This is a genomic window from Corynebacterium sp. HMSC075D04 (assembly GCF_001815635.1).
In the GTDB taxonomy this organism is placed as follows: domain Bacteria; phylum Actinomycetota; class Actinomycetes; order Mycobacteriales; family Mycobacteriaceae; genus Corynebacterium; species Corynebacterium coyleae.
On the sequence record NZ_KV821338.1, the window covers coordinates 1 to 25,299 of the forward strand.

Genomic DNA, 25,299 nt, shown 5'->3' on the forward strand with positions numbered 1-25,299 from the left:
TCTACTCAAACGGAACAAAACCTGGGACACTTCAGAACACGGCACTCCGATCACGAACATGACAATGCCGTAGAGGTGGGCGTCGAAAAGCACTGTAGATGCGGCCGTCGATTGCCCGACGACGCCTAGTGGGATCCAGGCTGTACCTGCGGCTGCGCCACTTGGGTGGTAACGGTGGCGCATGAATGACCAAAAGCAATAGGCAAACAGCGGAATTGCCGTTGTCAACGTGAGCCAGAAACACACCACACCGACATAGTGGTAGAGCGCTCCATGCTCATCGGATAGCTGCCCTCCAGACGTTGCGGCCACCATTGGCGTGACCAACGCAAGGCCCCAGGGAAACGCAGGTTTTCCATAGAGGCTCGGTCGCTTCCAAAACGCCCAAAGCTGCCACAAACACACTAGTGCGGAAAGCGGTGCACCGATCCACCAACTGGCCAACTGGAATCCATCGTTACCGGTCAGCGCGGTCCACGCTGAGCCGCAAGACAGTAGCCCCATCGTGTACATGCCCCACGCCGCCATATTTTGGTGGCGAGGAGGCTCATGTCGAGCGCCCACCGTAAAAACCGCAAGCAACACAGCGGCACACAGGGCGAACGCGATCTGGCAGAGACGAAAGCCATGCAAACCAGACAAGGTGGAGGCAATTGAAGTGCCCATCAAGGCACCGGCCCACGCCGGACCGTACTTTGGCAACTGCATGATAGCCACGCTATGCCTGTTCCCAACCTATTAGCGAATCTGTGTGTGCAGCTCCCCCGATTGTTGCCTCTGCTGTTCTCGCTCACTGCAATGGTCATGAGACTTCAATAGGCATCGCTTCACCAAAATCCGGAGCGGCTATCCTACCGGCGTGCAGAAACTTTCTGGTGGCCTCCTCGCCGCGCTGGCTTTGTTTACCGCCTCTGGCCCCCTGGGCATCGACATGTACCTCCCGGGCATGCCAGAGCTTGCGACGAGTTTGTCGACGTCACACTCATTTGCCCAGATGACCATTACCGGGTTCATGCTCGGTATGGCCCTTGGCAATCTCTTGTTTGGGGCGATTTCCGACGGGACCGGACGAAAGCCTGTCATTATTGTGGCTTCCGCCGTTGCCCTTGTTGCCTCGGTGGCTTGCGCGCTAGCCGATTCCATCGCATTCCTCATTTGCGCCCGCTTCTTCCAAGGCCTCGCAGGTGGATGCGCGATCGTCGTTGCTCGTGCTGTCGTCCCCGACATTGCTCACGGAAAACAAGCCGCGCGCGGACTTTCAGCGCTCATGGCGATCTCCGGGTTTATGCCTGCAATCGCCCCGGTGCTTGGTGGCCTCATCATTCCCGCATTCACCTGGCGCGGCGTTTTTTGGACAATCGCTGCAGTCAATCTTGCGCAGCTCGTTGTCGCTTTGTGGCTCGTTCCCGAGACGCTGCCCTCCCACAAGCGGACAAGTGGCACCTTGCGCCAGATGTTTCCGCGGATGGGGCGCTGTCTACAACGTCCCGCGTTCACTGGATACATGGTGGCTGCAGGTTTGGGCTTTGGCACGCTCTTTTCCTACATCGCGGCTTCTCCCCTAGTCCTCCAATTGCAGCTCGGTCTGAGCCCAACCACATTCTCTCTCGTCTTCGGGAGCATCGCGTTGCTCATTCCACTGAGCAACACGCTCAACATGCGGCTGCTCAAGCGGCACCAGCCGCGCGCGCTCCTTACCGTCGCACTCGGAGTTGATCTCACAGTGGGTGCGATACTCCTCGCATTTTCCATTTTGGGTCCAAGCACCGCAATGATTCCTTTTATCGCAATCCTCTCCGCGATGGCGGGATTCATCATGGCGAATGCTTCCGCTCTCGCTATCGAGGAAGTGCGAGACATCGGTACCGGAGCCGGAACCGGTGTCATGGGGTTCTTCCAATTCATTATCGGTGGACTCGTTCCACCACTTGTTGCGCTCGGCCCAAACCCAGCCGCTGCGATGGCGCTCGGCGTGCTCACCTGCGCTGGTTTGGCGCTTACGGGAGCACGCATCAGCTCACGCTTTCACCGAAGCTGATCAGCTTCAACCCACCACGTTCCAAAACCACGAGGCCAGAAACAAAACCGCTTTACAATTAACGACGATGCTTACCCCCAACACCTCAGACCAGCTTCCCGACTCGATCGACACGCAGGTATTGATTGGGCCGGTTCTTCCACCTGGGGAGTGCGAGACACGCTTGATTGGTATTGCTTCGCTCACCGGGGTTGCCGCAATCGAGGGAGCATCTGCCGGCTTGGGAAATGCGACCGATTTCGCATTGCTCAACGCCCTTCGCGTGTGGTCTGATGCAGTGCTCGTTGGTGCGGAAACGGTACGAAAGGAAGACTACTTCGGTGCGCGAGTCTCGCCAGAGAAACAGCAACAACGGAAGGAAAACGGGCAGTCTGTCGCGCCTCCGATTGTGGTGTTAAGCCGCAGCCTCGGTTTTGATACGTCCTCGCAGCTCTTCTCCAATAGTCTCGCAGCGCCGATATTCGCCGTCCCCCAGGATATGCTCGATACACCTGAGGTTGCTGCTCGCGCACATGACATCACCGAGGCTGGTGGCAGCATCCTCCCGCTCGTAGATGACTCCATGCGAACAGCAATTGAAGCGCTGCACATGCACGGTATGTCCCGCATCGTTTGCGAGGGAGGTCCACAGCTCAACACCCAGATGCTGAATGAAGACGCGGTAGACGTATTTCATTACACCATCAGCCCTCACGCAGTGCTGCAGCCTTCTGAAGTGAGGTTGTTCGGGCACAGTGACGACGATCGCAACATCCCCTTTGTTCTCGAGTCGGTTAAAGCAACAAGCGATTCCCTGCTGTTTTGCCGTTACCGAAGGGTGCGGGACCGAAAAGGCTAATCGAGCCGGTACGGTATCACCCGTGATGTTGCAAACTCGCCTCCATGATTTTTGGGTCGCCCCAGCGCCCGTCGCGACGCGTTCCCACGCGGAGGTACCAACCTCCACGCTTCGAGGCGCAGGTGCTTTGGCTTGGCCACTGGCAGTCATCTTGATCGTGCACAGGCTTTTTGTCCTCGCACGCACCGGATCGGTGACCGACGACTTCACTACGGTCTGGTCGGCGGCACGCCGCTTCGTCGACCGAGTACCTGTGTACAACGAGATTTACGAGCACGTTGACCCGCACTACCTCTATAACCCGGGTGCTACGCTGCTACTTTCTCCTCTTGGGATGCTTCCAAGTATGGAAAGCGCGAGGCCATTTTTCATCCTGTTCAACGCGCTTTGCATTATTGCTGCAGTCACATGGCTTACGCGGCTAGCGGGCTTCCGCATGTCTCACCCGGTGCTTCCAATCGCATTAGCCCTTGCATTTATGACGGAAGCCGTGACAAATACCTTGGTGTTTTCGAACATCAACGGCGTACTGCTTCTCGCCCTGACTGCGTTTATCGCGTTGTTTCTCGCTAGGCGTGATGTCGGTGCGGGTATCGTGCTCGGGCTGGCGGTCGTCGTCAAGCCAATGTTCGCTCCGCTTCTCGTACTGCCACTGATGAAAATGCGGTGGAAGGTAGTTGCTAGCGGTGTCGCCGTACCTGTATTCCTCAACGTCATTGCCTGGCCGCTGACTCCAGGTGCTCGCGACTACATCGGCGTTGTTGTGCCGTATCTAGGCATCACACGCGACTATGCCAACTCTTCGCTCGCAGGTTTTGCCGTCTATTTCGGTATGCCTGCCTGGGCGCACACCATCCTCTTTGTCGTCGCTGCATCTGCTGTTGCGGCGGCGATCATTGGTTTAGCCCGCTGGCGTTATAGCGACGAATGGCTTTGGCTGACCCTGAGCACCGGCGTCCTGCTCGCAGGCGTATGCCTACTGTCCTCACTCGGACAGGCGTACTACTCGATGATGCTCTTCCCCGCCCTGTTTACTGTGTTTCACCGCGCCAGCCCCCTGCACACTTGGCCAACGTGGCTGGGCGCCGTTTTATGTCTCGCGCCACTGAGTTGGGTTACGCCTGACGCGATACTGCTTGGACGGTGGCTGAACACTTTTCTTCCCACATTTGGATGGGCCGTGTTTATTGTCGCGGTGGCATCGTGGGTATGGTCTACTCAAATCACATCGGCGCCACAAAAGGAGAGGACGCGACAATGAGCGAATCCAAACCAAATTACAAGGACTTCACCGAAGCACAGTGGCGAGAAAAACTTAGCCCTGAAGAGTTTCGGGTCCTGCGGGAGGCCGGCACCGAGGCACCCGGTGTGGGCGAATACACCAACACCACCACTGAAGGTGTCTACCGTTGTAGAGCATGTGGTGAGGAACTGTTTCGGTCCTCAGAAAAGTTCGACGCACACTGCGGGTGGCCAGCATTCTTTTCCCCACTGGCGGGCGATCGGATTATTGAGCGCGAAGACCGCTCTCACGGAATGATCCGTACGGAAGTACTCTGCGCGAACTGTGGCTCTCATCTCGGCCACGTGTTTGCCGGCGAGGGTTTTGACACCCCCACCGACCTGCGTTACTGCATCAACTCCATTAGCCTGACGCTGGAAGAGGCCTAGGGCCTCATCCGGCCTACGGCAGGATGTTGATGATCTCCGCGATGTCGCTGACGCGACGTCCGGTCTGGAACGGAACCTCCTCGCGCACGTGCAGGCGGGCCTCGGTGTAGCGCATCGTCTTCATCAGGGCCTCAATGCGCTCGAGCGTTGGCGCCTCAAATGCCAGCATCCACTCGTAGTCGCCGAGCGTAAACGCCTCGACGGTGTTCGCGCGCACGTCCGCAAAGTCGCGGGCGGCTTGGCCGTGTTCAGAAAGAATTCGGCGACGCTTCTGGGGGTCCATGATGTACCAGTCATACGAGCGAACGAAGGGGTAGACCGTGATCCAGTCACCCGGTTCCTCCCCCATAATGAAACTCGGCAGGTGGGACTTGTTGAACTCTGCAGGACGGTGCAAACCGTTGCCAAGCCAGCTCACCTCAACGAGCTGACCGAACGCAGTCTCACGTCGGAAATCAGCCAGTGCCTTTTGTAGGTCGGAAAACTCTTCTGCGTGCCACCAGATCATGAAGTCTGCATCAGCACGAATGCCGGTGTTGTCGTAGATGCCACGAACAACAACGACGCCCTCTTCTTCAAGCTTGCGGAAGAAAGCCTGCGCTTCTTCGATGATACGAGTACGTTCCGTCCCAAGAGCACCGGGAATTGCACGGAACACTGCAAACTGCAGATAACGCTGCGTGGCGTTGAGTTTCGCAAAGTCAAGCTTGGCCATGATGACGCTCCTTCCCTGCCGATACGGCAGATCAAACTAAAGTCGTAATGAGTCTACGCTGTCGCACATTGCGTCTCGACGATATGTCGGCGCGCCTCCCCCACCACACGCAACGGGTCTATACCTTTATGCGTGTGATGAATCCGGACACCACCCCCCAGACCTCCACACATAGTGCGGATACGCTCGGGGAAGGCGCAAACGAGAACTGGCCGGCGGATTTTTCTAAGGCCGTCGAGTCAATGCATGCAGCCCAGCTTCGTCCTGAGATTTCCCTCGGGACTATCCGACCGCCGCAGCGACCAGCACCGTTTAGCCATGCTGTGGGGCTCGAAGTAGTCCACCCGAACGAGGACGGTGACAACATCCCGGTCGATTCAGAAGGCGATGCTTTCGGCCGACTAATCCTGCTGCACTCCCCTGCCGCCGAGGAGGCCTGGGAGGGCACCATGCGGCTGGTGGCCTATATCCAAGCGGACATGGATGATGCTGTGGCGTCAGACCCGTTGCTACCTGACGTCGCTTGGCAGTGGCTCAATGAATCGCTCGCGGAGACCAGTGCTGGGTTCACCAATCTTGGCGGCACGGTTACGTCGACCGCATCAGTACGCTTCGGTGAGATCGGTGGACCTCCCCGCGCATACCAGTTGGAGATGCGCGCCTCCTGGACTGCTGAGGGGATCGACTTGAAGAGCCACGTCGAGGCTTTTTCCAAGGTTTTGGCACATGTTGCCGGGCTTCCACCAGAGGGTGTGACACAGCTCAACGCACGCTAGGGCATACTTACGCAACATGACATCCCAGGTGCAGTACCACCTCGTAGAAACTCCCGAGCAATTCTCTCGCGCAGCGGCGGCATTGGCAGAAGGTCGAGGCGCTTACGCCATCGATACCGAGCGCGCAGCGTCATTTCGTTATGACGACCGAGCGTTCCTCGTGCAGATTTATCGACGAGATACCGATACGTACCTGTTCGCCCCGGAAGGCAACCGGGACGCGCTTCATGATGCCCTCGCTCCCGTCATCAACGGTGAGGACTGGATTATCCACGCTGCCGTCGATGATCTTAAGTCGCTCGCAATGCTCGGTCTCTACCCAGGCACAATCTTTGACACAGAACTCGCATCCCGCTTCGCAGGGTTTAATAGGCCAAATTTGGCGGCGATGGTGCAGCACTTCGTGGGAGTAGAACTTAAAAAAGGTCACGGCCACGAGGACTGGTCCACCACACCTCTGCCACCAACGTGGCAAGAATACGCCGCGTTAGATGTCGCACACCTCCACGATCTCGCAGAGGCTCTCGCCGAGCAATTGGACAACGAAGGCAAGCTTTCGTTCGCCGAGCAGGAGTTTGAGCGGATTGTCAACGAGCTCGGACCGGACAACGCACCCTTTAATGAGACATGGCGTGACATGAAGGGAGTGTCAGGGCTACGCTCCGCCAGGAGCCTGCAGCTCGCTAAAACGCTGTGGACCGCCCGCGACGAGCATTGCCGAAAAGAAGACATCTCTCCCGGTCACATGCTCTCGAGCGAATCAATCGTCACCATCGCTCGTACTGTGCCATCCTCCCCATGGGAACTACGAAACTGCCTGCGCTACCGATCGCTCAATACAACGAAAGCCAAATTCTGGTTTAGTCTCGTCGAACAGGCGCTCGCTGAGAACCCCGAACAATGGCCAACCCCCGCGCAGCCTGCACCGACTGACCCTCCCGCAAAAATTGTGTGGGAACACGACTACCCACGTTCCTGGCACGCATTGCAGTCGGCGCGAAAGTACGTATCTGAAGTGGCGGCGCAACAAAACATCCGTCCAGATATGCTGCTCTCTTCTGCAGTGCTGCGACAAGTTATGTGGACCGCCCCAGACTCCGACGCCGTATGGAGCACTGACGCTGCTGCTATGCAACTGAAGCGTGCTGGGGCACGCCCATGGCAGATCGCCCTTACGGCACCGCTGCTCGCACGGGCCCAAGCTGAAGCGAAAGCAGCAGGAATCCCGCAGGGCAAAACCCCGTCATCTGGGCGAGCTGCAGCACGTCGCCGTCGCAGGAAGCGCGCTCAATAGCGCCTTACTCGCTGTCAGCGAGTCGCTGTGCCCACTCTCTAATCTGCAGGGCGGCAGACTCCGCATCGAGTCCATACTCCTCGAGGATTTCGTCGCGGGACCCGTGCAGGGGGAACACATCCGGAAACGCGAGTTGGCGTAGCGGTGTGTCCACCTCTGCTGCCGAAAACGCCTCAGCGATAGCAGATCCGACGCCGCCTCGAATGATGCCGTCTTCATAGACCACAACCATGTCAGCTTCGACAGCCAGGTCACACAGCGCGGCGTTGACCGGAATGATCCAACGGGGATCGACAACAGTTACGCGGATACCGTCGTCGACAAGCGCATCTGCAATCTCGAGCGCGGCCTGACCAAATGCGCCGACGGCAACGAGTAGCACGTCGATTTCTGAATCGCTGCTATCACCTGTGGGTTCGGCGAGGATATCTACACCGCCGACGTTTCGCAGTGCCGGGATCGTCGGGCCGGCAGAGCCCTTCGGGAACCGTACGATCGTCGGGGCGTCGTCGACAAGAAGGGCCTCCCTGAACTCTTCGCGCAACGACTGAGTGTCTCGAGGTGCGGCGATACGGACACCCGGGACGATCGATGCGATCGCCATATCCCAAACACCGTTATGGCTTGCGCCGTCGGAGCCAGTTACGCCTGCACGGTCCAGCACTAACGTAACCGGCTGGTGGAGCAAACCTGCATCCATAAGCAACTGGTCAAAAGCACGATTGAGGAAAGTCGAGTAAATCGCCACAACTGGGTGCAATCCACCGAGTGCCATACCAGCGGCAGACGTCACTGCGTGCTGTTCCGCAATCCCCACATCGAAGAACCTGTCTGGGAACTGCTCACCAAATGGCTGCAGACCGGTTGGCCCCGCCATTGCCGCAGTGATCGCAACGATGTCATCGCGTTCGTGGCCTGCGCGAAGCAGCTCTTCGGTGAAAGCGGCGGTCCAACCTGGCTTAGAGGTGGCCAGTGCTTTTCCTGTTACAGGGTCGATCACGCCGGTAGAGTGCATCTGGTCGGCTACGTCATTGACTGCCGGGGCGAAACCGTGGCCTTTCTCAGTGACAACATGCACGATCAACGGCCCCTCGTAGCGCTTGGCATACTTAAAGGCGTTGAGCAGTGCCTTGAGATCATGCCCCTCGACTGGACCGACATATTTCATACCAAGGTCCGGGAACATTTCGGTTGGAAGAACCTGATACTTCACGCCCTCCTTGAGCGCATGCAACGCATCAAAGGTCTTCTCTCCGACCCACCCCATAGATTTGAGGGTCTTTTTCCCAGACTCCATGACCTCGTCGTAGCCAGGCTGGATCCGAATAGCGGCAAGCTGGTCACGGAGCTTGGTCAGGTTATTGGCCAGCCCGCCAATCGTCGGAGAGTACGAACGGCCGTTGTCGTTAACCACGATGACGACGTTGCGGTTTCCAGCCGCGATGTTGTTGAGTGCTTCCCAACACATGCCACCTGTGAGCGCTCCGTCACCGACAACTGCGATGACGTGATCGTCCGAATTACCGGTGAGTTCCTTCGCTTTGGCAAGACCGTCCGCATAGGACAGCGAGGCGCTGGCGTGGGAAGATTCGGTCCAGTCGTGTTCTGATTCAGATCGCGACGTGTACCCAGAAAGACCGCCCTTCTTGCGCAAGGAATCGAACTGGTTCGCACGTCCAGTCAAAATCTTGTGCACATACGACTGATGCGACGTGTCAAAGATGATTGGGTCGTTCGGGGAATCGAAAACGTAATGCAGCGCCAGTGTCAGCTCAACAACGCCGAGGTTCGGTCCGAGGTGTCCTCCGGTTGCTGACACTTTCTGGATGAGCAGCTGCCGGATCTCGTCCGCGAGCGCGTTGAGCTGGCTCGGCGCGAGCTTCTGCACGTCTGCCGGTGTCTCAATATGCTCGAGCAGTCCCACTATCCTGTCGCTCTCCTTCAGGTTTTTCGCCGCGATGCGGTCCGCATCTGCGGTGTTCCCGTATGGTTTCCGCACGTTGCGTAGTGCGGAATCGGTTCTGGTCAGCTTACACTCCGAAATTGGTTGGCCCTATTCCTCCGCACCACTATTGTGGTCAGGCACAAGTGATGCCATGACCTCAAAATGGTGAGTATTGGGAAAAGCATCGATAAGAGCAATGTGCTCGACTCTAAATCCGTGCGCGCCAAAGCCTGCGAGGTCGCGCGCAAAGGTTGCTGGATCACAACCGATGTGAATGATGCGTTCTGGAGCCGCTTGCGCAATCTTGTCGACGACATCACGCCCTGCCCCTGACCGAGGCGGATCTAAGACAACAAGTCCCGGAGCCGGAAGCTCGCTGATTCCAACTTCCACCTTCACATTGTGGCGATGCACATCAAACTCGTCTTCCACTGGCTGTGGGTTCGCCGTCGCCGAAGCGGAGTAATCAACACTGTCGATCCTGCCGCCGCCGATTGCCTCATTGATCGCAGGCACAAATGCACCAACGCCTCCGTACAGATCCCATCCGTTACGGTGCGTGTAGTTGTCGCTTCCCCATTCTTTAATGAGGTCGCTATAGGTTTGCGCCGCGTTGAGGTGCGCTTGCCAAAATGCTGTCGGGGGAAAGGAAAACTCGTGACCGTCTACCACCTCGGTGACCAACCCCGGGCCTTCAAGCACCTTGTGAATACGCTCAACGCGTCGGCCACGCTGCGCCGACTGTGTTTCCACAACGTGACGTTTCCCGCGGGCATCCACGACCGCCACAATCTCACTGCCGGGCGTGTATCGAGCCGCGTCGTCGCCAATGATGCCGTCGAGCACTTGCGGCGCGACCTGACTACACACGACACCACCGACAACGTCTGTCGATTTCAGTGCACGCATTCCGGCTCGTCCTTGCGGGTCAACGCCCATGCGGACACGGGTGCGCCAACCAGTTCTGGGTTCAAGCTCCACAACCCGCAATTGCTTCTCGACGACATCCGCCTCGACAACACCACTCTTGCTCGCAAGCGCACCGAGTTGGCCAAGAAGAACGTCGCGTTTGAGCGATACCTGTACCGCCGGGTCAATGTGCGCGAAGTCGCAGCACCCCGCACCTGCTGCTGCCGCAGGACAAGCCGATCTGACCCGGTGAGGCGATGGATCCACTACTCTGACAAGCTCTGCACGTGCCCAGCGTTTTTTCACACGGGTCAGTCGCGCTTCAACCGTGTCGCCGGGAATTGCGCCCGCGATGAAAACGACGCGCCCGTCTGGGGCGTCGGCGATGCCTTCTCCCCCGTGCGCCATTGCCCTCACAGACAACTTCAGCACGAGGCCGGCAGTAATCTCGTCAGTCACAGCTACTCGGACTTACCGCGTCCGGCTTGGCGCTGAGCGCGCTGCGCCTCACGGAATTCGCGGAGCTGCTTTTGGCCTTCGACATTTTGAGCGATGATCTTCTGCAACGCGTCGCTCAGCACGTTCGGGTTACCCTCCGCGGGGGCTTCCTGAGCGCCCTGAGCCTGCTGAGCACGCGCCTCCACAGCCTCTTGCACCTGCTTTGCCAGCTGCTCAGGAAGCACAACGGGGAGAGAGTTTCCAGCAAGAATCGGGTCGTCGCCACGGTAAACAAACGAGCGCGCGACCGTTTCACGACCAAGTTGCGCAAGCTGGTCTTCCGAACCGGACGGAGCAGCAAGTGTCACGCGGTAGAGCCAGCGCGGCCCCTCCACACCGATGATTCGAATGACGCCGTTAGTACCGGTTCCGACGATCTCTTGACCCCAGGGTCCCTGCTCAACTTCGACGGGCATACCCTCAGAACGCATACCTTCGATGATCTCTTCGGAAGATTCCTCCCACAAACCACCGGTTCGCGGAGCAGCAAACGCCACCGGGGTCAGGCGGCCGAAGCGGGTGACGATGTGAACCATCTTGGGGCCCTGCTCGCCCATCTCCACCTGGACCTGGGATTCCTTCGGCAGTGGAATCCGGATGGATCCGAGGTTCAGCGTGGCCTGGGAGAAGTCCGAAAAGTCAAAGTCATCAATGTTGACGTTATCGCCATCGAACGGACCCGTGGAGCCATTGATCGGGTCATAATCTGTAAGGACCTGCACGCCTTCTGCCACACGAAGCTCCGGCGCCTCTACCTGCGCATCTGCCGTAGCAGATGCCGACTGGGTATCAGCAACCGGTTCGGGCGCCTCAGCCTCGGACGCTGCCGGTGCCGCGGTTGACTCCTCTACAACCTTCTGCGGTTCCGGGGTTGTTTCGGCTTTCTTCTTCCTCCTGAACGGCCAGATTGCCATTGCAGGTACCTCCTCTAAATTCTCAGTACGTTTTCGTCGCTAAAGACTGTAGCCCCCAGAGCGACACAGAGTTAGTTCGTGCCAGTCGATCCGTAGCCGCCAGCGCCTCGGACCGTCTCATCGAGCTCGTCCACTTCTTGAAAGCTTGCCAGTTCCACACGTTGCACGACGAGTTGTGCGATACGCATTCCACGTGTGATGACAATCGGCTCAGACCGGTCGGTGTTAATGAGGCACACCTTGAGCTCGCCCCGGTACCCTGCATCGACGGTTCCGGGAGTATTCACAATGCTCAAGCCCTGCTTTGCTGCGAGCCCGGAACGCGGGTGAATCAATCCCACTGTGCCTACAGGAAGCGCAATCGCAATTCCTGTGCCAATAAGCGCTCGCTCACCTGGCTGGAGCATCACATCCTCTGCGGAGTAAAGGTCAGCTCCGGCATCTTCCGGGTGAGCCCGGTGAGGCAAGGGCAAATCAGGGTCAAGTCGCTTAACTGCGATTGGGCCGATGGTGTCGTCGATACGCGCGATTGATTGTTGCTCTTCCACGCTGCCAACCATACGGCAGCTGGGTTCCTCCGATATCAATGCCTAAGGTATGAGGGGTGACTACGAACCCAGTGAATCCTTCCGACACTTCCGCTCCGGATGCAGCGAAAGTGCTGTATACCGAGCGCCAATGGGTGCCTTGGTACTGGTGGGCTGCAGTTGCAGGCCTGACGCTGCTCCTCGCAGGCGAGCTCGCACTGAACCGCAACATGTGGTGGTTTGTCGGCGGCTTTGTTGTCGCAGGCGCGTTGGCGGTCTGGTTTTTAGTATGGCTGTCGCGCTACACCCTAACCGTTGAGCAGGACCCTGACGGGACCCGCTGGTTGCTCGCCGGGGATGCGAACTTGCCCAGTACGGTCGTGGACCGCGCGACGGTTGTGCCGGCTTCCGCCCGCCAGAATGCTTTGGGTAGGCAACTCGATCCGGCAGCGTTCCTCATCACGCGGTCGTGGGTGCCCGAGCATGTTCTTCTCGTGCTCGATGACCCAGAGGATCCGACGCCGTATTGGCTCATTTCAGCAAAAGACCCGGAAGCCGTGCTTGATGCATTCGTTCCGGGCCTTAAGGACCGCTCCTAATCCCCGCGAGGAGCGGATAACGGCTTGCGCCGCCTGGTACTAATTACTCGCAGTCGAGGCAGATCTTGGAGCCGTCGTCCTCGACATAGGCGAGGCGCTTGTTCTTTTGCACCAAGAAGCAGGACGCACAGGTGAATTCGTCTTCCTGGCGTGGCTTGACCTCAACATTGAGTTCCTCACCCGAGAGGTCCTGCGTCGGGGGCTCGACAGGCTCAACGATTTCCCCATCATCGTCCATGCTGCTGCCTGCAACCTCTGCTGCCTTCAGGCCTTCGAGGGAGTCGGTTTCGATGTCGTCGTCCATGCGGCGGCGCGGCGCATCGTAATCGGTGGCCATGCTTGATGTTCCTCCAGCTCAACGTCGTGCTTGATCGCGCCTCTACACGCGACATTTGAGCGGAATACTAAAGCACGTCCATGCTTCTGTCATCTTTGCTGGTAGAAACTCATTTTTTCGACATCATCCGCACAAGGGTGCAAGTTTGTACACTGCGCACATGACCTCACCTCAACCACACAACGAGTCGCACGCACCACGCACGATCCAGTCCTCTCCCCGGTTCGGCTTTGGAGTTGACGTTGGAGGCTCCTCTTTGAAGGCTGCGGTTGTCGACCTTCACAGTGGCGAATTACACGGTGAAAGACTTGAGGTGCCTACGCCACAATCGGCGACCCCTAACGCTATTGCAGAGGCCGTCGCGCAGTTAACGCGTCAAGCAGCATGGACCGGCCCTGTTGGGATTGCACTTCCGAGCGTGATTGTCCGCAACATTGCTCGCACTGCGGCGAATATTGACCCGACCTGGGTGGGCACGGATGTGGTTGAGCTCTTCTCTACCGTGCTGGGGCAGCACGATGTCACTGTGCTCAACGATGCCGACGCAGCCGGGCTTGCGGAGGTGTCTTTCGGATGCCCCGAAGCACAGCGCGGCTCTGCCTTGTTTCTGACGTTTGGCACGGGCATCGGCTCAGCGCTTCTAGCTAACGGTCAGCTCTTTGCCAATAGCGAGCTCGGGCATCTGCTTATCGACGACACCGAGGCCGAACACCTTGCGTCATCCGCCGTGCGCACGAGGGAAGGCCTTTCTTACGCCGATTGGGCCAAGCGCGTGGAAACTGTTCTTTGCGAATACGAACGACTCCTCAACCCGGATGTCATCATCGTTGGCGGCGGTGTTTCGGACAACAGTGACCAGTGGGTTCCACTGCTGAACGTCAACACTCCAGTAGTTGTGGCCAAGTTACTGAATCGAGCAGGCATCGTGGGCGCTGCCAAGGCCGGTGCCGGTCATGTCGCTGGCTCACCTCATAGGTAAATCCTGTAGGGTGTTGACATTCTGCATATTCGGGCTACGCGCCCATACGTGCAGTAGGCACATAAAAATGGAACGTTCACCTGCTTGCTAGGATGGGCGTTCTGAAAATTTTTATGTGCTTGCGTACCCTGGTTTTCCAGTGGTAGCAAACACTGCACCAACTGCACTTCACAACGATGAAGTGCACATCGCAGTGGTTGTGGGCCGAACCTCTTGCTAGGTTCCGGCCCCGAGATAGTCTGATGAGTCGAAAGGGCGTACGTGGTAGCCAGCGAAGCTTCAAGCAACAACACCGTTCATGGCGAGCCTGTGGATCCGTCAAACGGTGGCGAGAGCAACGGTTCCGGTACCGACTCGAAGCCTGCCAAGAAGACGGTGAAGAAAGTAGCCAAAAAAGCAGTGAAGAAGACCGCGAAAAAGACTGCTAAAAAGACTGCGAAGAAAACCGCGAAAAAGACAGCCAAGAAGACGGTAAAGAAGTCCGCGAAGAAAACTGTCCGTAAGTCTGCGGCGAAGCGCACCACAAAGGCTGCTCAAACCGCTGCAGCGAAGGCGGACGAAGCCGAGACCGAGGATCTCGAGGCAACAAGCGCGGACGACGAGTCCTTGGATCCGACCGATGCCGAGGATTACGACCCGGACATGGGCGACGATGAGGACGACGCGTTCGACGAAGATCTCGACGGTGCCATGGACGACGCCGACGAGACCGAAGACGAAGATGACGAGGAAGAAGAGGACGACGGTTCTTCTGTCTGGGACATTGAAGAATCCGCTGCCCTGCGCCAAGCACGCAAGGATGCTCAGCTGACCGCATCCGCGGACTCTGTTCGTGCCTACCTCAAGCAAATCGGCAAGGTTGCACTTCTCGATGCAGAGCAAGAGGTCTCTCTTGCGAAGCGCATCGAGGCAGGACTCTACGCACAGCACCGTCTCGACGAGATGGCACGTGCTGCTGCAGAAGGCGACAAGGATGCAAAGCTCACGCCTGCGGTAAAGCGTGATCTCCGCGCGGTTGCTCGTGATGGCCGCAAGGCAAAGAACCATCTGCTCGAGGCGAACTTGCGTCTCGTCGTGTCGCTGGCCAAGCGTTACACCGGCCGCGGGATGGCATTCCTGGATCTGATTCAGGAAGGAAACCTTGGCCTCATCCGTGCCGTTGAGAAGTTCGACTATTCCAAGGGCTACAAGTTCTCCACCTATGCCACGTGGTGGATCCGCCAGGCAATTACGCGTGCTATGGCAGACCAGGCCCGCACCATTCGTATTCCGGTGCACATGGTCGAGGTCATCAACAAGCTTGGCCGCATTCAGCGTGAGCTGCTGCAGGACCTCGGTCGCGAGCCAACGCCGCTCGAACTGGCAAAGGAAATGGATATCACCGAGGAGAAGGTCCTCGAGATCCAGCAGTACGCTCGTGAGCCGATTTCGCTCGACCAGACGATTGGTGACGAGGGCGATAGCCAGCTCGGCGACTTCATCGAAGACTCCGAGGCAGTCGTTGCCGTGGATGCCGTGTCCTTCACGCTTCTACAGGATCAGCTGCAAGACGTTCTGCACACGCTCACCGAACGTGAGGCTGGCGTCGTTCGCCTGCGCTTCGGCTTGAGCGATGGCATGCCGCGCACCTTAGATGAGATTGGTCAGGTCTACGGCGTCACGCGTGAACGTATCCGCCAGATCGAGTCGAAGACGATGTCGAAGTTGCGTCACCCGTCGCGCTCCCAGGTGTTGCGCGACTACCTGGACTAAATTTTCACGCGACAAAGCTCAGCGCCCCGGCCAGATCATGTATCTGCCGGGGCGCTGAGCTTGCGCTTTACTCGGTGCTACTCGTTTACGGCGAGTATCACCGCGGTCTTTAGTTCGAGGACCCTTCCATTTCATTTATCTTTTCATTGAAGCCATCTTCGATGCACTTCTGGTATGCAGCGTTGTCCGATTGGTACTGTTCACAATCGCCGATGATGTCCTTGGCAAAGTACACACCCCAGAAGATCATCACCGCAGTTGCGATCATTGCGAAAGCGCCTAGGACCAGGCCGGTCACCGCCATGCCTTTGCGGGAACCCGGCCCCACGATGTTCTTCGATTTACGGATACCAACGATGCCGAGGATCACCGCGATGACACCAAGAATGATGGCACCGAACAACGTGAACATGGCAGGGATCGAGAGAATGCCGAAAATCAGGGCTGCCATTGCAACGCCATTAGGTTTCTGCTCCCCTACCGGCGCTGTGCCGTAGGGCGCGCCGTAAGCGGAGGGGCTCTGGGCCGTGTCATAGCCCGCTGGTGCCTCATAGCCCGCGTAGTTGTTCGCTGTGTCGTAGCCTTCCGGCTGCGGCTGGTTATAGGGCGAGACTCCCTCAGGGTGGCCGTTCGGGTCGTTCGGGTAACCGTTGGGGTTGTAGCGGTCAGTCATTCGTTTCTCCTCGTTTTACGTAATGTGCCCGCCCACTGTACCGACTTCGGTGTCACCAGTCACGAAGGTATGCGATGCGTTCTCGGAGCTGTTCCGCGCTACACAGTGCAGTCGGTGGACCTCCGCAGGCCTTTCGTACCTCGGTGTGGATCGCACCGTGTGGGCGACCAGTTTTGCTGGCGACGATGGATACGCGCGCGTTGAGTTCGCTGCGTAGCTGAGGGAGTTCGTCAGCTGCAGTTGCGCTTTGGGGCGTGTCCTCCACCGGCTGTGTTACCTTCTGCGGCTCCCCGAGGATCTCTGCTCGTTCACGAGCGCGTCGTTCCTCTGCCCGGCGCGCTTTTTCTTCAGCATCGCGTGCGTCGAGTTGGTCGGCCTGGCGTTTGGCCAGCAGGGTGCGTACTTGCTCGGCGTCGAGGAGGCCGGGCAGTCCGAGGAAGTCTTGTTCCTCTGCAGAGCCGGCGACTGTTGGGGTGCCGTAGGTGGATCCGTCGAAGATCAGCGAGTCGAGCTCCGCTGATGCTCCGATGGTTTCGTATCCGGAGGTTTCGTCGGGTTCGTTTTGGGTGCGGTTGGCCTGCTCGAGCAGTTCGTCGGACCAGCCGGATTCGCGGTGAGGTTTGCCTAGGACGTGGTCGCGTGAAACCTCCATTTCCTCAGCCAGGCGCAGCAGCACTGGGACGGAGGGCAGGAAGACGGAGGCCGATTCGCCGGGCATGCGGGAACGGACGAAGCGTCCGATGGCCTGGGCGAAGAACAATGGTGTGGATGCTGAGGTTGCGTAGACGCCGACGGATAGGCGTGGCACGTCGACGCCTTCGGACACCATGCGGACAGCGACCATCCATTCGTCGCGGGATGCCGAGAATTCATCAATGCGGTCGGAGGCGCCTGGTTCGTCGGAAAGAACGAGCGTGACTGGGGTGTTGGAAAGTTTTTCCAGGATTTTCGCGTACGCGCGGGCGGTGGTTTTGTTGGTGGCGATGACTAGTCCGCCAGCGTCTGGCATGTTTGCGCGGACTTTCATCAGGCGGGTGTGTGCAGCATTAAGGACGGCTGCGACCCAGTCACCTTTCGGGTCCAGTGCGGTCTTCCATGCACGTGCGGTTTGTTCGGCGTTCAGTGGTTCGCCGAGGCGAGCTGAGTACTCCTCCCCTGCTGAGTCCTTCCATTGTGCTTCGCCGGAGTATGCAAGGAACACCACGGGTCGGACGACGCCATCGGCAAGTGCGTGGGAATAGCCGTAGGTGTAGTCCGATTCTGAGACGAGGTGGCCGGCGCCGTCTTCGACGTAGCGCACGAAAGGAATCTGCGAGTCGTCGGAGCGAAACGGTGTACCGGTCAGAGCGAGTCGGTGTTCGACGTCGTTGTATGCCTCGTAGACACCATCACCCCAGCTCTTGGAGTCACCTGCGTGGTGGATCTCGTCGAGAATCACCAGCGTGCGTCGTGCTGAAGCGACAGCATGGTGTTTGAAGGGGTGCATACCTACTTGCGCATACGTGACGACGATGCCGTCGTAGGCGGCGTTGACTGCCGAAGAGTTGGTGAAGTTGGGGTCCAACGACATTCCGAACCGCTTGGCGGCGTCCGACCACTGGTGCTTGAGGTGTTCGGTCGGTACGACAACGATAATGCGCTGAACGGTGCGGTCAGCGAGCAGGGTCGAGGCAAGCGTGAGCGCGAAGGTGGTCTTACCTGCGCCGGGCGTTGCCACAGCCATGAAGTCGCGTGGCTTGGTACTCAGAAACGAATCGAGGGCCTCCTGCTGCCATTTGCGCAGCGAAGGCCCAGAAGACGCGGCTGTCACTTGCGGCGCAGCCCCTTATAGATCCGCTCGCAGTCCGGGCACACCGGAGAGCCGGGCTTTGCTTGTTTTTTCACCGGGAAGGTTTCGCCACACAGGGCGACGACCATTTTGCCGGAAATCGCAGAGTCGACAATTTGGTCTTTTTTGACGTAGTGGAAAAACTTCGGGGTTCCGTCGTCGGTTGTCGACGAGGTATCTTCCCGCAAATCCGGGCGTTCAAGTGTCTTCGTCGTCGTGTTCACGCGCTCTATCATGCCCCAAATTGAGCGAGAGGTTAAGCCGGAGGGCTAACCTCGACGCATATGAGCACCAATGAGAACGTTTCCCCCGATTCTGATCCGCGGGACCGAGCCCGTGACGGGTTGTTCTCTAGTTTGAGCCAGGACGATCAGACGGTTGACGCTCAAGCCGAGGATGTCGTCGACTCCTCTGTGCCTCACTCGCGTCGGCGTCGTCGCATGGCCCGCGCTTTGATCACAGACGCGGTGACGAGTCCTGAACAAAACCGGCAGTCTCGTGAGAAGCAGTACGCCATTTTGCAGGGGCTTCGCCTACCGTTCATCCTCGCCGCGATCTGGGCTGCGTGGATGAGCTGGTGGGTGCTGGCGGCAATATTGTTCGTCGTCTCGGTACCGCTGCCTTGGATTGCGGTGGTGTTGGGCAACGCACAGGGCGAGAAGCGGGATGCACGCTCAAAAAACGTGTACAAGCCTGCGGTAGTGCGTGAGGAGATTCGGTTGGAGAATTCTCGTCGTACGGCGCTCGAGAGTTCGTCGTCAAGTACGGCAAACGTGCCCGATATCATCGATCACGACGACGGTGGGGATGATGCAACAGGAGACAACGATGAGTGATTCAGTAACGGTAAGCCCGGAGACAGCGAAAACTCTTGCCCAAGCATTGGCAAAGGCCGGTTTTACGTCCGCAGGGATTGCTGAGCACCTTGGGCCAGCCGCGACGCAGGCGATGTTTCGCGGTGAGCCTGGAGTAGTGCGCCACGCGTGCCAGGATGGGTCCCGTTTGTCGCGGTTGATCCGGTTTTTTATCTTGCGCGAGCCATGCACCGCAGCGGAACTCAGTGATGTGCTGTCGCAAGAGCTCGTGCAGCTGCTTATCGACGACTGCGTGGTCGCCCCTGCAACCGACAATGCCGAACTTCACATCGCACTCGATGTGCGCCCGCATGCGATCGCAGATAAGGAGCGCTTTGTCTTTTCCGATCTCGACGCGTCGATGACCGACATCGTCCCAGGACACGATCATGTTCTCGGCGTTGGCGCCGCTTCCTTATCACTGCTTTCGGCTGCGCCTCAGACACCGGTGTCATCTGTATTGGATTTGGGAACGGGCTCGGGGGTGCAGGCACTTGCACAGGCCCACGTTGCTAAGAGAGTTGTCGCGACAGATGTTCACGGTCGAGCGCTGGACTTAGCTCGAGCGACGTTTGCTGCCAACGGTGTAGACAATGTGGAACTGAGGCAAGGAAGTTGGTTTGAACCTGTTGCGAGCGAACGGTTCGACCGCATTGTGGCCAACCCCCCATTTGTTGTCGGACTACCCGAGGTGGGCCATGTCTACCGCGATTCAGGCTTGGATCTTGATGCGGCCTCCGAACTCGTTGTCTCCGGCGCAGTGGAACATCTTGCCGAAGGCGGCCGTGCTTTCATCCTGGGTTCCTGGGTGCACAGCAAGGATGCGTCCTGGCAGTCTCGGGTGGCGTCGTGGTTGCCCAGCACAGGAGTGAACGCCTGGGTGCTGCAACGCGATGTTGTGGATCCGGGGATGTACGTCTCCACGTGGCTTCGCGACGAATCCATCGACCCCCGCTCTGCTGAAGGCATCGAACGCACCGAACGGTGGCTGGAGCACTTTGCGCAAAATAACGTCACTGGAATCGGATTCGGGTGGATCGTCTTGGAAGATATCGGCGATGCCTCAACTGAGGTCACCGCTGAGGAACTATCCCAGCATTTCACTGACCGCTTAGCACCGGAGGTTGAAGAATACTTCCTGCGTAGCGATTGGCTGCGTGGAAAATCCTTCGCCGAAGTTCTTGATGCCCAATACATGCTGCGCCCAGGGGTCGCGCTTGAGGAGGTCAGTTTGGCCGACACCGAAACCGGTATCGGCTTCGCACCCGAGGTCATCCGTGTGACTCGCACGGACGGGCCACGGTTTACCCATACCGTGGATGCTGGGGTGCTCTCCGTACTTCGTGGGCTGCACCCGCAAGGCCTTGCGCTTCGCGACGTCACTGGGCTCTACGCTGCTGCCAACGGTATTAACGACGAAGCTGCACTACATGAGCTTGAGCAATCCAGCTCGGCAGCCATAGTTGATCTTGTCCGTCATGGCGTTGTCCTACCCGCAGAAATCGCCGCTATCTGATCAGAAACAGAGGAATATCCTGTGAAAGCCGTCCTGACCCGCGTTTCCGAGGCTTCCGTCACCGTCGACGGCGACGTTGTCGGCGCTATCAATTGCGCTGAGACAGGCGGAATCCTCGCCCTTGTCGGCGTTGGCCGCGAAGACGACGAAGAAGCCTGGCAAAAGATGGCCCGCAAAATTGCAGAACTGCGCATTCTCGACGGGGAAAAGTCCGTTGAAGACGTCAATGCTCCGGTGCTTTTAGTCAGCCAGTTCACGCTTTTAGGCCGCACTGCCAAGGGTCGCCGCCCATCGTGGGGAGACGCTGCCCCTGGCGAAGTTGCGGAGCCAATCATCGCAAAGATCGCGTCGGCACTGCGTGAACGCGGAATTCATGTCGAAGAAGGGCGATTCGGCGCCAACATGCAAGTCCAGAGTGTCAACGAAGGGCCGTTCACCGTGTTGGTAGAAACGTAACGCTCAGTGAATATAAATGGTGCCCGCGGGAACACCTCTTCACCTCGGACCGTTGGTCTATCAGATTGCACCGATGCAACATGAAGTGTTTCACCCCAGTCCGAGGAGGCGTTGTCACATGACCCAGCCGGATCGTGCCACAGAAAAAGAAGAGAACGTCGACCGCGGTAGCCGACGTAATCAGACCAACGACAACCCATCCGCAGACCTTGTACGCGTTTATCTCAACGGCATCGGCAAAACCGCCCTACTCAACGCTGAAGAAGAGGTCGAGCTTGCCCAACAGATCGAAGTTGGCCTCTACGCTCAGCATCTTCTCGACGATCCGGAGGTGAAACTCACCCGGGCAAAAAAGCGCGACCTGACAATCCTCGCTAAGCAAGGCCGCAAGGCGCGCGCGCACCTCCTCGAGGCGAACCTGCGCCTGGTCGTATCGCTTGCGAAGCGCTACACCGGCCGCGGAATGCCACTGTTGGACCTCATCCAAGAAGGCAACCTCGGCCTTATTCGTGCGATGGAAAAGTTTGACTACGCCAAGGGCTTTAAGTTTTCCACCTACGCCACCTGGTGGATCCGCCAAGCAATCACGCGAGGTATGGCTGACCAGTCCCGCACAATCCGCCTCCCTGTGCACCTTGTCGAACAGGTCAACAAGCTCTCACGTATTCGTCGCGAAATGTATCAATCTCTCGGCCGTGAGCCGACGAACGAGGAACTGTCCGAAGAGTCCGGCATCGAAGAGTCCAAGATCGAAATGCTGCTGCGCCAATCCCGCGACCCCGTCAGCTTGGATATGCCGGTCGGTGCAGATGAAGAGGCGCCTTTGGGTGACTTCATCGAGGACGCGGAAGCCACCGACGCCGAAGACGCCGTCGTGACTACGCTGCGCCATGACGACATTCAAGACATCATTAACGGCCTTGAGCAGCGCGAACAGGATGTCATCCGCATGCGCTATGGACTGACTGACGGTGTGCCGCGCACCTTGGACCAGATTGGCCGACAGTACGGACTATCCCGGGAACGCGTACGTCAGATCGAACGCGAAGTCATGGCGAAGCTTCGTGTGGGCGAACGTGCAGACCGTCTTCGCGATTACGCAATGTAGCCATTAGGAAAAACAACAACTACGCCCAGTGATGGGACTTAGGTCACTATCGCTGGGCTACAGTATTTGTCGAACGTTCGTTATAGCAGCAACAGCCGCTGCCTCGTCGAGTGGAAGGAACCAACAACCGTGCGTGACCTCGTCGACACCACAGAAATGTACTTGCGAACGGTCTACGAGCTGGAAGAAGAGGGCATCACTCCCCTTCGCGCTCGCATCGCTGAACGGCTTGAGCAGTCTGGCCCCACCGTGTCGCAAACTGTGGCACGCATGGAGCGCGACGGACTTATCGTTGTTGAGCAAGACCGTTCCCTCTCCCTCACTGAGGAAGGGCGCGCACTCGCAACCGCGGTGATGCGCAAACACCGTCTCGCGGAACGTCTTCTGACCGACGTGCTGCGCCTTGATATTGAGAAAGTGCACGACGAGGCATGTCGCTGGGAACACGTCATGAGCGAAGAGGTCGAACGTCGCCTTGTCGCAGTGTTGGATAACCCCACCCACTCCCCATTTGGTAACCCGATCCCCGCACTGGAAGAGCTGGGAGCACCACAGGGGGTGCCCGAGACACGCGGAACTCGAGCGACCGATCTTCGAATCCAGGAACCGACCAGAGCGCGTGTTGTGCAGATTTCGGAAATTCTTCAGGTCCCGTTGACAGACGGTGTCTCCCTTGCAGGCATCGGTCACTTCGTCGGCCAAGAAGTGACGTTGACTCCATTTGAAGACGGCGCGCTGGAAGTCAAGACCGCCAACGGAGAAACTGTTGTACTTCCATCTGAGCTAGCACACGCGCTGCGCGTCGAACCGCTCAACTAACGCTTCGAGGAGAAACCCCATGAAACTTGTAGTCACAGGCGGCGCAGGATACGTCGGAAGTGTGTGCGCGCAAGCACTGCTTGAAGCAGGCCACGACGTCACCGTTATCGACGATTTCAGCACTGGAAACCGCTACGCTGTCCCTGAGCAGGCTGTGCTCGTTGAGGGAAACATTGTCGATGTTATCGACGACGTACTGGCTGACGGTGACGTCGATGGCGTACTGCATTTCGCTGCACGCTCGCTTGTCGGCGAGTCGATGGAGGATCCCGCCAAGTACTGGCATGGCAATGTCGGAGTATCACTCGCGTTGCTCGACGCAATGCGCAAGCACGACGTGAAATCCCTGGTGTTTTCCTCGACCGCTGCCACCTACGGTGAACCAGACACCGTGCCGATTACCGAAGATGCGCCAACACGTCCAACGAATCCCTACGGCGCCTCCAAGCTAGCGATTGACCACGCAATCACGTCCTACGCCAATGCGTACGGCCTCGGCGCAACGAGTCTGCGCTACTTCAACGTCGCCGGCGCACACAACGGTGTTGGTGAAAACCACATCACTGAAACCCACCTCATCCCCATTGTGTTGCAGGTTGCCATGGGCTACCGCGACAAGATCATGATGTACGGCGATGACTGGCCAACAAACGACGGTACTTGCGTGCGCGACTACATTCACATCCGCGACCTCGCCGACGCCCACATGCTCGCTTTGGAAAACAACACGCCTGGCCAACACAAGATCTATAACCTTGGTTCCGGTGCTGGCTATTCGGTGCGAGAAGTTGTGGAGATGTGTCGCGAAGTCACCGTCCATCCCATCCCAGCTGAGGTAGCTCCTCGCCGTGCAGGCGATCCGGCTGTGCTCATCGCGTCGTCCGAAAAGATCAAAAGTGAGCTTGGTTGGAACCCCACCCGCACAGATCTACGCCGAATCGTCGAGGACGCATGGGCGTTCACCCGCGAACTGGGAAGCCGTTCGCACTCGGCGCGTTAACCTCCGAATTCGAGCCACGTGTCTCTGCATGCTCGACTGCTCACTTCAAGAATCTCTTCTGCCTTGCCCGCCAGCATCACTTGCAGCAGCAGATTCGACAGCGCATGACCTGGAACTTCCTCGTCTGCGCACCGCAACGCAGTGCCCGCCCATGCGTACAAGCGTTGGGAAAGGGCAACCATCGCCCAAAGACACAACGCGTTGGCCCGAATGGCTCCGGTGAAGTTCCTCGCGATACACAACATCACCGCGGATGCCCCGAACGGGTATGCAAGCGCGTCGACGATTAAGCAGTCGCGCAACCGGCTTCTGCTCAGCATCGCGGCGATAAGTTCGACTTCGTCATCCGACTGAAACACATCGCTCAGTTCAACGTATCCATCCCCGTCAATGATCGAATCCGCTGGCGTTGAGACGAAGAGCTCGCAGGCCCGCTCGACGTCCCGGCGCGCAAGAGCAGGTGCCACTGAGACCAGATCCATTAGGTCAAGGCCTCGTCGATACGCAGCGGGCGCGACCTCGTCGCAACGCACAGCATCGCTGAGCAATAGCGGGTCGAAGTGCTCGAACGTATCCGCGCGATCGAGCTCCGGCAGCAAGCCGTTATCGATGTACGGCCGCATCGCCGGCGACGCGATCACCGAAGCGACCGTACCCGAAGCGAATGTGTCCTCCCACCCCCAGATCTGTGCGTTCTCCGTCTCGTTGGAGAACGCGAGGCGGTACGGGGTGCCATCAGCGACTTCCGAAACTAACCAGCACGCGTCGACCAGTGGCACAATCCCCTGATAACTGTCTCGCAACTCCTTAACGGCCTGTTTGACCATCTCCGAATCAGGGACTCGGCTAATGATCACGCCAAACGTCGCCACACGTTGCGTTATTGGCAGTTGCTCAAGCATGTTGCGAAGCTGCTCTGTGCTGCCCAAATCAGAGCATAAGTACGGCCCAACATCCAAGATGTCAGGTTCCCCCGGACGCGCTTGCAAGGTGATCAGCGAAACAGTTTCAGTTGGAAAGTAACCGAGAGTTCCAGGAAGTGATGCAATCAAGTGCGCGGGCGATTGCAATGTGTAGGTGTCGTGGTGCGCCGCGCCAGCACCATCCGATGAATGAGTTCCTTGTGGTTGAGTGTCTGTCATAAATATCAGACGCACTGAAGCAGTGTTCGGTTCCATCCAAAAACATAACGGGGAATGTTTTGCTCGCTTCCTTCGTTGTGGTGGGGGAATCAGCGATACCATTTCAGGAGA

At 58.2% G+C, this 25,299-nt stretch carries 26 protein-coding genes; 15 read left to right on the plus strand and 11 right to left on the minus strand.

The genetic code is table 11. The features are described from left to right. On the minus strand, window positions 1-708 hold a 708-nt coding region (locus HMPREF3048_RS05035), incomplete at its 3' end, for an SLAC1 family transporter (protein ID WP_070771571.1). Window positions 709-859: 151 nt separating this feature from the next. Here HMPREF3048_RS05035 and HMPREF3048_RS05040 point away from each other — a divergent pair. The 4 genes from HMPREF3048_RS05040 (at window position 860) to msrB (ending at window position 4,547) form a co-directional block, all read left to right on the plus strand. Beyond that, window positions 860-2,038, plus strand: a complete 1,179-nt coding sequence (locus HMPREF3048_RS05040) for a multidrug effflux MFS transporter (RefSeq protein ID WP_070771382.1) — start codon at window positions 860-862, stop codon at window positions 2,036-2,038. A gap of 67 nt (window positions 2,039-2,105) precedes the next feature. After that, a complete protein-coding gene (locus HMPREF3048_RS05045) occupies window positions 2,106-2,876 on the plus strand; it encodes a pyrimidine reductase family protein (RefSeq protein WP_070614504.1) in 771 nt (256 codons plus the stop codon). 25 nt (window positions 2,877-2,901) lie between these two features. Next, window positions 2,902-4,137, plus strand: a complete 1,236-nt coding sequence (locus tag HMPREF3048_RS05050; RefSeq protein WP_070771383.1) for a glycosyltransferase family 87 protein — start codon at window positions 2,902-2,904, stop codon at window positions 4,135-4,137. Next, window positions 4,134-4,547 (plus strand): peptide-methionine (R)-S-oxide reductase MsrB, encoded by a 414-nt coding sequence (gene msrB, locus HMPREF3048_RS05055; protein ID WP_070483781.1) that lies wholly within the window; start codon window positions 4,134-4,136, stop codon window positions 4,545-4,547. Before HMPREF3048_RS05050 ends, msrB begins: the two co-directional genes overlap by 4 nt. A gap of 13 nt (window positions 4,548-4,560) precedes the next feature. On the opposite strand, the gene hemQ is transcribed toward msrB, so the two are convergent. Then, window positions 4,561-5,265, minus strand: a complete 705-nt coding sequence (gene hemQ / locus HMPREF3048_RS05060; protein WP_180950015.1) for a hydrogen peroxide-dependent heme synthase — start codon at window positions 5,263-5,265, stop codon at window positions 4,561-4,563. 134 nt (window positions 5,266-5,399) lie between these two features. On the opposite strand from hemQ, the gene HMPREF3048_RS05065 reads away from it, so the two are divergent. After that, window positions 5,400-6,038: a DUF3000 domain-containing protein gene (locus tag HMPREF3048_RS05065; RefSeq protein ID WP_371325696.1), complete on the plus strand. Its 639-nt coding sequence runs from the start codon at window positions 5,400-5,402 to the stop codon at window positions 6,036-6,038. A gap of 16 nt (window positions 6,039-6,054) precedes the next feature. Beyond that, the gene (locus HMPREF3048_RS05070) at window positions 6,055-7,332 is read left to right on the plus strand and encodes an HRDC domain-containing protein (protein ID WP_070771384.1); all 1,278 of its coding nucleotides are present in this window, start codon (window positions 6,055-6,057) and stop codon (window positions 7,330-7,332) included. A gap of 4 nt (window positions 7,333-7,336) precedes the next feature. Here HMPREF3048_RS05070 and dxs read toward each other — a convergent pair whose 3' ends face one another. From dxs to dut, 4 genes are all read right to left on the minus strand, one after another. Next, window positions 7,337-9,256 carry a 1-deoxy-D-xylulose-5-phosphate synthase gene (dxs, locus tag HMPREF3048_RS05075; RefSeq protein ID WP_070771385.1) on the minus strand — a complete coding sequence of 640 codons (1,920 nt, stop codon included), beginning with the start codon at window positions 9,254-9,256 and terminating at the stop codon, window positions 7,337-7,339. A gap of 129 nt (window positions 9,257-9,385) precedes the next feature. Beyond that, the gene (locus HMPREF3048_RS05080; RefSeq protein WP_246818855.1) at window positions 9,386-10,645 is read right to left on the minus strand and encodes a class I SAM-dependent RNA methyltransferase; all 1,260 of its coding nucleotides are present in this window, start codon (window positions 10,643-10,645) and stop codon (window positions 9,386-9,388) included. A 2-nt stretch (window positions 10,646-10,647) separates the two neighbouring features. Next, window positions 10,648-11,598, minus strand: a complete 951-nt coding sequence (locus HMPREF3048_RS11790) for a DUF3710 domain-containing protein (protein ID WP_083316760.1) — start codon at window positions 11,596-11,598, stop codon at window positions 10,648-10,650. 71 nt (window positions 11,599-11,669) lie between these two features. Then, window positions 11,670-12,146: a dUTP diphosphatase gene (gene dut / locus HMPREF3048_RS05090; protein ID WP_246818856.1), complete on the minus strand. Its 477-nt coding sequence runs from the start codon at window positions 12,144-12,146 to the stop codon at window positions 11,670-11,672. Between the two features lie 56 nt (window positions 12,147-12,202). On the opposite strand from dut, the gene HMPREF3048_RS05095 reads away from it, so the two are divergent. Continuing rightward, entirely contained in the window at window positions 12,203-12,724 is a 522-nt protein-coding gene (locus tag HMPREF3048_RS05095) for a DUF3093 domain-containing protein (protein ID WP_070422360.1), read from the plus strand. Window positions 12,725-12,767: 43 nt separating this feature from the next. Here HMPREF3048_RS05095 and HMPREF3048_RS05100 read toward each other — a convergent pair whose 3' ends face one another. Further along, a complete protein-coding gene (locus tag HMPREF3048_RS05100) occupies window positions 12,768-13,061 on the minus strand; it encodes a DUF4193 domain-containing protein (protein ID WP_070422359.1) in 294 nt (97 codons plus the stop codon). A gap of 160 nt (window positions 13,062-13,221) precedes the next feature. On the opposite strand from HMPREF3048_RS05100, the gene ppgK reads away from it, so the two are divergent. After that, window positions 13,222-14,040 (plus strand): polyphosphate--glucose phosphotransferase, encoded by an 819-nt coding sequence (gene ppgK / locus HMPREF3048_RS05105; protein ID WP_070771387.1) that lies wholly within the window; start codon window positions 13,222-13,224, stop codon window positions 14,038-14,040. A 309-nt stretch (window positions 14,041-14,349) separates the two neighbouring features. Further along, the gene (locus tag HMPREF3048_RS05110; RefSeq protein WP_070771575.1) at window positions 14,350-15,792 is read left to right on the plus strand and encodes an RNA polymerase sigma factor; all 1,443 of its coding nucleotides are present in this window, start codon (window positions 14,350-14,352) and stop codon (window positions 15,790-15,792) included. A 109-nt stretch (window positions 15,793-15,901) separates the two neighbouring features. Here the strand turns inward: HMPREF3048_RS05110 and HMPREF3048_RS05115 are convergent, their stop codons facing one another. Genes HMPREF3048_RS05115 through HMPREF3048_RS05125 form a run of 3 tightly spaced genes read right to left on the minus strand, consistent with a single transcriptional unit; the run spans window position 15,902 to window position 18,529 of the window. Further along, window positions 15,902-16,465 (minus strand): DUF4190 domain-containing protein, encoded by a 564-nt coding sequence (locus HMPREF3048_RS05115; RefSeq protein WP_070451290.1) that lies wholly within the window; start codon window positions 16,463-16,465, stop codon window positions 15,902-15,904. A gap of 52 nt (window positions 16,466-16,517) precedes the next feature. Then, complete coding sequence (locus HMPREF3048_RS05120; protein ID WP_070771388.1) at window positions 16,518-18,275, minus strand: DEAD/DEAH box helicase; 1,758 nt, start codon at window positions 18,273-18,275, stop codon at window positions 16,518-16,520. Then, on the minus strand, window positions 18,272-18,529 hold the full coding sequence (locus HMPREF3048_RS05125) for a DUF3039 domain-containing protein (RefSeq protein ID WP_070422354.1): 258 nt from the start codon (window positions 18,527-18,529) through the stop codon (window positions 18,272-18,274). The genes HMPREF3048_RS05120 and HMPREF3048_RS05125 overlap by 4 nt, the downstream gene beginning before the upstream one ends. Before the next feature lie 48 nt (window positions 18,530-18,577). Here HMPREF3048_RS05125 and HMPREF3048_RS05130 point away from each other — a divergent pair, with 48 nt between their 5' ends. From HMPREF3048_RS05130 to galE, 6 genes are all read left to right on the plus strand, one after another. Beyond that, entirely contained in the window at window positions 18,578-19,129 is a 552-nt protein-coding gene (locus HMPREF3048_RS05130) for a DUF3099 domain-containing protein (RefSeq protein WP_083279411.1), read from the plus strand. Beyond that, the gene (locus HMPREF3048_RS05135; protein ID WP_070771389.1) at window positions 19,122-20,663 is read left to right on the plus strand and encodes a DUF7782 domain-containing protein; all 1,542 of its coding nucleotides are present in this window, start codon (window positions 19,122-19,124) and stop codon (window positions 20,661-20,663) included. Before HMPREF3048_RS05130 ends, HMPREF3048_RS05135 begins: the two co-directional genes overlap by 8 nt. A 21-nt stretch (window positions 20,664-20,684) precedes the next feature. Continuing rightward, window positions 20,685-21,119, plus strand: coding sequence for a D-aminoacyl-tRNA deacylase (dtd, locus tag HMPREF3048_RS05140; protein ID WP_070422352.1), 435 nt, complete (start codon window positions 20,685-20,687; stop codon window positions 21,117-21,119). 118 nt (window positions 21,120-21,237) lie between these two features. Beyond that, on the plus strand, window positions 21,238-22,227 hold the full coding sequence (locus HMPREF3048_RS05145) for a sigma-70 family RNA polymerase sigma factor (protein WP_070422351.1): 990 nt from the start codon (window positions 21,238-21,240) through the stop codon (window positions 22,225-22,227). A gap of 129 nt (window positions 22,228-22,356) precedes the next feature. Then, window positions 22,357-23,046, plus strand: a complete 690-nt coding sequence (locus HMPREF3048_RS05150) for a metal-dependent transcriptional regulator (RefSeq protein ID WP_070422350.1) — start codon at window positions 22,357-22,359, stop codon at window positions 23,044-23,046. 19 nt (window positions 23,047-23,065) lie between these two features. After that, window positions 23,066-24,046, plus strand: a complete 981-nt coding sequence (gene galE / locus HMPREF3048_RS05155) for a UDP-glucose 4-epimerase GalE (protein ID WP_070771390.1) — start codon at window positions 23,066-23,068, stop codon at window positions 24,044-24,046. On the opposite strand, the gene HMPREF3048_RS05160 is transcribed toward galE, so the two are convergent. Beyond that, on the minus strand, window positions 24,043-25,290 hold the full coding sequence (locus HMPREF3048_RS05160) for a DUF4192 domain-containing protein (RefSeq protein ID WP_083316782.1): 1,248 nt from the start codon (window positions 25,288-25,290) through the stop codon (window positions 24,043-24,045). The two genes, galE and HMPREF3048_RS05160, sit on opposite strands and share 4 nt — an antisense overlap. Window positions 25,291-25,299 lie beyond the last annotated feature (9 nt).